This window comes from Candidatus Erwinia dacicola (assembly GCF_001756855.1).
Lineage (GTDB): Bacteria > Pseudomonadota > Gammaproteobacteria > Enterobacterales > Enterobacteriaceae > Erwinia > Erwinia dacicola.
This window is the reverse complement of record NZ_MAYS01000230.1, coordinates 1-7399: the sequence shown is the minus strand read 5'-3', so window position 1 is coordinate 7399 and position 7399 is coordinate 1. Positions and strand designations below refer to the sequence as shown.

Genomic DNA, 7399 nt, shown 5'->3' with positions numbered 1-7399 from the left:
TACAGTCTAATGCTGTGGCCAGTATTAGTTGACCACTACACTTTATCTGTGTTGATCAACCGTGGAATTTGCAGGCGCTTCGTATTATTCAGAAGTTTACCCATAAAGCGATAGGCGGCTTTGGTGTGACGACGTGAAGACAGGTAAAAGTTAATGGTGCAGCCCCTGCTGTCGACGGCGCGGTACAGATAAGCCCAGCGTCCGTTGACCTTCACGTAGGTTTCATCGAGATGCCATGAGCCAAAACCGAAAGGTTAACGCCAGTACCAGCGGACGGCCCACAGGATAATATGACGCTCAAAATGTCGGCCTTTAAATGGGTTCATGTGCTGCTCCTTCAACTAAACAGTGGCATCAGTTTACCATCGCCAGATCTTTGCAACAGTGCCTCAGATGGCGACCGGGGCTTTAATTACCGGATGCGGATCGTAACCTTCGATCTCGAAGTCATTAAAGCGATAGTCGAAGATAGACTCCGGCTTGCGCTTGATAATCAGCCTTGGCAGGGCGCGCGGTTCGCGCGTCAGCTGCAGGCGCGTCTGCTCTAGGTGGTTGCTGTACAGATGGGTATCGCCACCGGTCCAGACAAAACCACCCACTTCCAAGTCGCACTGATGGGCCATAATATGCACCAGCAAGGCGTAGCTGGCAATATTGAATGGCAGGCCGAGGAAGATATCGCAGGAGCGCTGATACATCTGGCAGGAGAGCTTGCCGTCCGCAACGTAGAGCTGGAAGAACGCGTGGCACGGTGCCAGCGCCATTTCGTCCAGTTCGCCAACGTTCCATGCAGAAACGATGATGCGGCGCGAGTCTGGATCGCTTTTCAGCTGTTCGACCACCTTGCTCAGCTGGTCAATCTGGTGGCCATCCGCTGACCGCCAGCTGCGCCACTGTTTGCCGTAAACCGGCCCGAGATCGCCATTTTCATCGGCCCACTTGTCCCAGATCGACACCTTATTTTCCTTCAGGTAGGCGATATTGGTGTCACCGTTAAGGAACCACAGCAGCTCATGAATGATTGAGCGCAGATGGCACTTCTTGGTGGTGACCAGCGGAAAACCGTCCTGCAGGTTGAAATGCATCTGATGACCAAAAATCGATAGCGTGCCGGTTCCGGTGCGGTCATTTTTCGGCGTGCCCTGCTCGAGCACTTGCTGCATTAACGCCAGATACTGTTTCATTTTTCCTCACAAACTTGTTGCGCAGGGCGGCGGCGATACGCCCAGACCATCATAATCACGCCAGCCAGAATCATGGGCACAGAGAGGATCTGCCCCATGCTGATGCCGCTGAACAGTCCCAACTGCTGGTCCGGCTGACGGAAGAACTCAACAATAATACGGAACGTACCGTAGCCAATCAGGAACAGGCCGGATACCGCGCTCATTGGGCGAGATTTACGAATAAACACGTTGAGGATGATAAACAGCACCACTCCTTCAAGGATCAGTTCGTACAGCTGTGAAGAGTGGCGCGGCAGCACCCCGTAGGTTGACAGCAGCGACTGCCATTCCGGGTGAGTGGTGACCAGCGCGATATCTTCATTGCGAGAGCCTGGGAATAGCATCGCCCACGGCAGGTTCGGGTCAACGCGGCCCCACAGTTCGCCGTTGATAAAGTTACCTAGGCGGCCCGCGCCGAGGCCAAATGGGATCAGAGGAGCGATAAAGTCAGAAACCTGGAAGAAGTTACGTTTGGTGCGGTGTGCAAACACCAGCATCACCACGATCACGCCAATCAGACCGCCGTGGAATGACATACCACCATCCCAGACTTTAAACAGATACAGCGGGTTATCGAAGAACAGTGGCAGGTTGTAGAACAGCACATAGCCGATACGCCCACCAAGGAACACGCCGAGAAAACCGGCATACAGCAGGTTTTCGACTTCTTCTTTTTTCCAGCCGTTGCCCGGCTGATTAGCACGGCGCACCGCCAGCCACATCGCGAAAATGAAACCCACGAGGTACATCAGACCGTACCAGTGCAGAGAGATTGGCCCGACGGAGAAGATTATCGGATCAAATTGGGGGAAAACCAGATAGCCGTTATTCATTTTTCACCATTGTTGAAGTCTGTCCAGACAGGCAGCCAATATTGCCAGTGCGTAGCACGGACGGGCGTACCCCGCCCCCTGCATCATTCAGCCCGGCGGCTGCATAAGCACTCATCATAGCATAACGCGAATTATTGCGGTCTCGGCTAATGTAATAGTAGGGTTCAGCAAATCGCGTTTTAAGCGTAATTGTTGCAGCCAAATGGCAAATAAAATAGCCTTAAATGTGATTCTAGTGGCCGCCGCGGATAAGACCGCCTAATCCCCTGCGCTCCATAAACGCCGCCACCATATGGCGCACGTCGCTGGCGAGCTGGGCGTCTAGGCCACGCTGTGCCAGCGCCTGTGATTCTTCATTGTCGATGTGGCGCAGCAGGTATTTCACCCGCGCCACGTTGCACCCGTTCATGCTGAGATGGTGATAGCCCATCCCGATTAGCATCACCACGCACATCGGGTCACCGGCCATTTCTCCGCACAGGCAGAGTTCAATCCCGGTGCGGCGGGTTTCATCGGCAATGGCTTTGAGCGCCCGCAGCATTGCCGGGTGCAAGCTGTCATACAGGCTCGCTACCCGAGTATTGTTGCGATCGACCGCCAGCACATACTGGGTCAGATCGTTGGTGCCAACGGAGACAAAATCGACCCGCTGCTTGAGCTGGTCGATCATAAAGATCATCGACGGTACTTCGATCATAATGCCGATGCGCGGCTGCGGGATGGCATAGCCGAGCATCTCTTCCACTTCACGTGCCGCACGGTCGATCAGGCGGCGCGCTTCATCAATCTCATCAAGGCTAGTGATCATCGGTAGCAGAATGCTGAGATTGTCGCTGGCGACGTTAGCGCGAAGCATGGCGCGCAGCTGCACCAGAAAGATCTCGGGCTGATCGAGCGTCAGGCGGATGCCGCGCCAGCCTAGGCAAGGGTTCTCTTCGCTGATCGGCATATACGGCAGCTGCTTGTCGGCACCGATATCCAGCGTTCGCAGCGTCACCGGCTTGTCGAGGAACAGCTGCAGCATGCCCTGATATTGCGCCACCTGCTCTTCCTCCGACGGGAAGCCGCTCTGCGGCATAAACGGGATTTCAGTGCGGTACAGGCCAACGCCGTCGACGCGGCTGCCGAGCTTCTGCTCATGCTCCGCGCTGAGGCACGCATTAAGCATCACCTTCACCGGTTCGCCGCTTTTCAGTGCGCCCGGCAGGAAAACATCATCCTCGGCCAGCTGGCTCAGCTTATTTTCTTGGCTGATTAGCTGCTGATATTTCTGCATCAGCACCGGTTCCGGGTCAACCAGCAGCTCGCCGCGATAACCGTCGACGATCAGCAGGCGCCCTTTCATCAGCTCCGGTTGAATATCTGCGCCCATCACCGTCGGGATGCCCATCGCCCGCACCATGATCGCCGCGTGCGAGTTCGCCGCGCCGTCGCGCACCACCACGCCCGCTAGGCGATCCTGCGGCAGCTCTGCTAGCGTAGTCGCCGTCAGCTCATCGGTCACCAGCACAAAACGCTGCGGCCAGCTGTTAGTGCCTTGCATGGTGTCATCAAGGTGAAACAGCAGGCGCTGCCCAAGCACGCGCAGGTCGCCGGAGCGCTCGCGCAGATAGCTGTCCTGCAGGCTGGCAAACTGGGCGGCAAACTTTTCAATCACGGTTTTCACCGCCCACTCCGCCACCGAGCCAGCATCAATCTCGGCCAGCAGATCTTTCTTCAGCCGCGCATCGTTCAGCAGGTGCGAGTAGAGATCAAAGATGACCGCGCTCTCTTTATGCATGCTGGCTGCGAAGCGTTTGCTGTAGCGGCGGAACTCACTGGAGGCTTCGCTGATTGCCATGGCAAGGCGTTCACGCTCGCGCACCGTGTCCAGCGTGGAAGCGGCAGAGACGTTTTCCAGCGACGGCTGGTTGGAGTCGACCCAGCCTTCCGCCACGACAACGCCAGGCGCGGCAGCCAGCGCACTAATGCGGGTTTGCCGATATTGCCCAAACAGAGTGTTAAACTGGGACTGCGAGAGAATGCCCGCCATCTGCGTGGCGAGGGTGACGAGGAACGACTCCTCGCTTTCATCAAACTGGCGGTGCTCGCGCTGCTGAACCACCAGCACGCCAAGAAGCTGGCGGCGGCTGATGATCGGCACGCCAAGGAAGGAGCGGAAACGCTCTTCCTTGACAAAGGGAATATATTTAAAGCTGGGGTGACTCTGCGCATCAGCAAGGTTGATAGGTTCTGCCAGACGACCGACCAGCCCGACAATCCCTTCGTCAAATGCTAGGGCGACCGTGCGCCCACGCGGCTTTTTTAGCCCACGTGTAGCCATCAGGTAGTAGCAGCGGTGATCGTGGTTAGCAAGATAGACCGAGCAGACCTCGGTATCCATCGCCAGACAGATTTCATTAACCAAAATATCTAGCGCCTCGATAAGCCGGGGCGCTGCCGCCACTTTCTCAACTATTTCGCGCAGCTGTGTGAGCATAATCTATGTGGCTTAACCTCTCTTCCGTCGAAAACCAAGCGTATTCCGCTGAACGGTCGTCTCCTGCAGGGGCATAACCACGCTGGCGAACTCTTTCATCACGTGGCGGTAAACATCGCGTTTGAAAGAGACCACCTGGCGAACTGGATACCAGAAACTGACCCAGCGCCAGCCGTCGAACTCTGGCGTGCTGCTGGTCTGCACATTGATATCTGCGTCATTGCACATCAGCTGCAGAAGATACCACTTCTGTTTTTGGCCGATACAAACCGGCTTTGTGTCCCAACGCACCAAACGTTTTGGCAACTTATATCGTAACCAGTTACGGGTAGATGCAAGGATATGAACATCCTTGCGGTTCAAACCGACTTCCTCGAAAAGTTCGCGGTACATCGCCTGCTCCGCCGTCTCGCTAGGATTTATCCCTCCCTGAGGAAACTGCCAGGAGTGCTGACCATAACGTCTGGCCCACAACACCTGTCCCTGCCTGTTACAAATTACGATACCAACATTCGGGCGGTAGCCATCATCATCGATCACCGGACTACCTCAAACTAAAACTGGATATTCTGATTGTTTCATACTCCTTACAGACGGTAAACCACTGCTTTTAGGCGATGTATGGCACTGCAGCTGGAATAACTCGTCCTTTAAAGCAAAGTTATAAACAGAAAGCGGGTTAAAAAGGCAATCTTATTCACGTTTTCTGTGGATAGCTTTGTGCAGAACTCTGTTAACAGGTGGGGAAAACTTTATTGGCGGCAAAACTCACCCACGATTTAACTCAGAATAAATCCATATTAATCATTATCTTTAGCGATTAGTTACAGCTTTTATCTAGGTTGTCATGTTGCTGTCATAAGCGCAGGATCTCCAGCTGATGAAAGATCGAACACTTAGAACGTTACCCACAGAATATGCCGATTAGTTAGGCTGCATAACGGCTAAAACGGGTAAGAACCCCTGCGTCAAGGCTGTAAATAGAAACAGTATTATCAAAAAGGACAAGTTATCCCATTTTTCTGTGGATAACTACTCGGGTGAACCTGTTCATTGTCGGTGACAACCCGGGTAAAATCCCTAGGAGCGACAGTTTTTCCTGCGGGCGACAGAATAAAAAACAAGGTTTATCATGCTATTATTAGCGTTTTCTCCAGCTTGAAATCTTTTTCTGGCTGTGTATGTAAATGACGTCTATTTTTTGAACAAAATCTGGAAGTTATTATGACTGGCGATCTTAACCTTATCCCTCCCCCACAAAATGAAGCCGAACTGCTGTCGCGCGCTTCTGCACTGGCGGGCTATACGCTGGGAGATCTGGCGCTGCGGATTGCCCTGCCGATCCCGCGCGATCTCAAGCATGATAAGGGCTGGGTGGGGATGCTGCTGGAGCGCTATCTCGGTGCCAGCGCGGGCAGTAAGCCGCAGCAGGACTTCGCGGAGATTGGTGTTGAGCTGAAAACCATTCCCATTGATACCGCCGGTCGCCCGCTGGAAACAACCTTTGTCTGCGTGGCGCCGCTGACCGGCAACAGCGGCGTGACTTGGCTTAACAGCCACGTGCGCCACAAGCTGCATCGGGTGCTGTGGGTGCTGATCGAGGGCGATCGGGCGATCCCGCTCGAGCATCGCCATGTCGGTGCGCCGCTGCTGTGGAGCCCGAATGAGCAAGAAGAGCGCCAGCTGCAGCGCGACTGGGAGGAACTGATGGATATGATCGTGCTGGGCCAGGTGGAGCAGATCACCGCGCGCCACGGCGAAGTGCTGCAGATCCGCCCGAAAGCCGCCAACAGTAAAGCGCTGACGGAAGGCATTGGTCAGCACGGGCAGCCAATTATGACCCTGCCGCGCGGCTTCTATTTAAAGAAAAGCTTTACCGCCCCGCTGCTTGCCCGCCATTTCCTGCTATAAAAGCTATTACGCAATAGTCAACCTTGCGTATAATCGCCGTTTAGCTTTTGTTTAAGTTTAAGGATTCACATTTTATGTTTGAATGGATTGCCGATCCTAATACTTGGTTAGCGTTGGGTACGCTGACGATCCTCGAAATTGTCCTAGGGATCGATAACATTATTTTCCTCTCTCTGGTCGTCGCCAAACTACCAAAACATCAGCACAATGCCGCCCGCCGTATTGGCCTAGCTGGCGCAATGCTGATGCGCCTTGGCCTGCTGGCCTCTATTGCTTGTGTTATTCGTCTGACCGATCCGCTGTTCACGCTGATGGACTACGCCTTCTCAGCGCGTGACCTGATCCTGCTGTTCGGCGGGCTGTTCCTGCTATGGAAGTCGAGCATGGAGATCCACGATAGTATCGAAGGCGGCGAAGGCGAGCATAAAACCAACGTGCACTCCTTTGCCGAGGCTATCGTACAGATTATAGTGCTGGATATTATCTTCAGTCTCGACTCGGTGATCACCGCCGTAGGCCTGTCCGATAACCTGATTATTATGATGGCTGTCGTAGTGATTGCCGTGCTGGTGATGATGTTTGCCGCCCGTGCAATTGGTGATTTTGTCGATCGCCACCCGTCGGTAAAAATGCTGGCACTGGCGTTCTTAATCCTCGTTGGTTTCACGCTGATGCTGGAGAGCTTCAACTTTCATATTCCGAAAGGCTACATTTATTTTGCCATGTTCTTTTCGATATCGGTAGAATGCCTGAATCTGTTACGCAAATTAAGAAGCAGCCCGCGTAAATCGCCATTATCCCGCAGGTAAATTCTGCAGGATAAGTCAATGGCCGGATGTGCGTCAGCTATACTTTCGGACTCATGCGATTATCGGTGCCGGGAAAATAGTTTATTACTGGGCTAAAATGGCTTTGTTGAATAATAGGTAATTTTGAACGTAGCGCCCTTA

The 7399-nt window shown here is 53.8% G+C and carries 6 protein-coding genes and 1 pseudogene; 2 read left to right on the top strand and 5 right to left on the bottom strand.

Annotation, left to right across the window (positions count from 1 at the left end; genetic code table 11):
- Positions 1-41: 41 nt before the first annotated feature.
- The 5 genes and pseudogenes from BBW68_RS16165 to rppH all read right to left on the bottom strand — a co-directional run.
- A pseudogene (locus tag BBW68_RS16165) lies at positions 42-326 on the bottom strand (DDE-type integrase/transposase/recombinase); the annotation flags it as partial.
- A 63-nt stretch (positions 327-389) separates the two neighbouring features.
- Positions 390-1184: a thymidylate synthase gene (thyA, locus tag BBW68_RS07240; RefSeq protein ID WP_070134619.1), complete on the bottom strand. Its 795-nt coding sequence runs from the start codon at positions 1182-1184 to the stop codon at positions 390-392.
- Positions 1181-2059 carry a prolipoprotein diacylglyceryl transferase gene (lgt, locus tag BBW68_RS07235; RefSeq protein ID WP_070134618.1) on the bottom strand — a complete coding sequence of 293 codons (879 nt, stop codon included), beginning with the start codon at positions 2057-2059 and terminating at the stop codon, positions 1181-1183. Before lgt ends, thyA begins: the two co-directional genes overlap by 4 nt.
- Positions 2060-2291: 232 nt before the next feature.
- Positions 2292-4538 carry a phosphoenolpyruvate--protein phosphotransferase gene (gene ptsP, locus BBW68_RS07230; protein WP_070134617.1) on the bottom strand — a complete coding sequence of 749 codons (2247 nt, stop codon included), beginning with the start codon at positions 4536-4538 and terminating at the stop codon, positions 2292-2294.
- Positions 4539-4550: 12 nt separating this feature from the next.
- A complete protein-coding gene (gene rppH, locus BBW68_RS07225) occupies positions 4551-5078 on the bottom strand; it encodes an RNA pyrophosphohydrolase (protein ID WP_070134616.1) in 528 nt (175 codons plus the stop codon).
- 684 nt (positions 5079-5762) lie between these two features.
- On the opposite strand from rppH, the gene mutH reads away from it, so the two are divergent.
- Both mutH and BBW68_RS07215 read left to right on the top strand, forming a co-directional pair.
- The gene (mutH, locus tag BBW68_RS07220; RefSeq protein ID WP_070134615.1) at positions 5763-6449 is read left to right on the top strand and encodes a DNA mismatch repair endonuclease MutH; all 687 of its coding nucleotides are present in this window, start codon (positions 5763-5765) and stop codon (positions 6447-6449) included.
- 74 nt (positions 6450-6523) lie between these two features.
- Positions 6524-7258 carry a TerC family protein gene (locus tag BBW68_RS07215; protein ID WP_070134614.1) on the top strand — a complete coding sequence of 245 codons (735 nt, stop codon included), beginning with the start codon at positions 6524-6526 and terminating at the stop codon, positions 7256-7258.
- Positions 7259-7399 lie beyond the last annotated feature (141 nt).

What these genes read in the sequence shown, in the direction of transcription:
- thyA (WP_070134619.1), bottom strand. Translation starts at nt 1,184, where the DNA reads ATGAAACAGTATCTGGCGTTAATGCAGCAAGTGCTCGAGCAGGGCACG.
- lgt (WP_070134618.1), bottom strand. Translation starts at nt 2,059, where the DNA reads ATGAATAACGGCTATCTGGTTTTCCCCCAATTTGATCCGATAATCTTC.
- ptsP (WP_070134617.1), bottom strand. Translation starts at nt 4,538, where the DNA reads ATGCTCACACAGCTGCGCGAAATAGTTGAGAAAGTGGCGGCAGCGCCC.
- mutH (WP_070134615.1), top strand. Translation starts at nt 5,763, where the DNA reads ATGACTGGCGATCTTAACCTTATCCCTCCCCCACAAAATGAAGCCGAA.
- BBW68_RS07215 (WP_070134614.1), top strand. Translation starts at nt 6,524, where the DNA reads ATGTTTGAATGGATTGCCGATCCTAATACTTGGTTAGCGTTGGGTACG.